The sequence below is a fragment of the Massilia sp. CT11-108 genome, from assembly GCF_047302915.1.
GTDB classification, from domain to species: Bacteria; Pseudomonadota; Gammaproteobacteria; order Burkholderiales; family Burkholderiaceae_D; genus Telluria; species Telluria orientalis.
In genome coordinates, this window is sequence record NZ_JBKYMO010001388.1 from 1 (window position 1) to 324 (window position 324).

Here is a 324-nt window from a genome sequence, read left to right on the forward strand (position 1 = left end):
TGGCGCGTTTCGACGTGTTCGAAGTGGCCGAGGCCGTGGCTGCCGGTTTCCCTGGTGGACGCCTGCGCGTATGCCGTGATGCGGGCTCGCCCGATGCGGCCGGTGTGTTGCCCTGGACCTGCGAGGAGGAGGACGGCGCGCCCGTTGTCGTCAAGCTCGGCTGGCGCGCGCAAGGCGATCGCGAGACCGGTGCGCCGAAGCTGATGATGCCGCTGGCGGGAGCGGCGCCATGAACGCATTGCGCCATCAGCGTGGCCTGACGCTGGTCGAACTGATGGTGGCGCTGACGATCGGCCTCGGCATCGTGCTGATGGCCGGACGCCT

General features: G+C 69.4%; 1 protein-coding gene and 1 pseudogene. Both read left to right on the forward strand.

What is annotated here, in order from left to right; all coding sequences use genetic code 11:
* Positions 1-233 (forward strand): annotated as a pseudogene (locus tag ACEN88_RS34935) (type IV pilus modification protein PilV); the annotation flags it as partial.
* Positions 230-324, forward strand: a 95-nt coding sequence (locus ACEN88_RS34940; protein ID WP_413347018.1) for a prepilin-type N-terminal cleavage/methylation domain-containing protein, incomplete at its 3' end; no start/stop codon positions are given. The pseudogene ACEN88_RS34935 and the gene ACEN88_RS34940, both read left to right, overlap by 4 nt.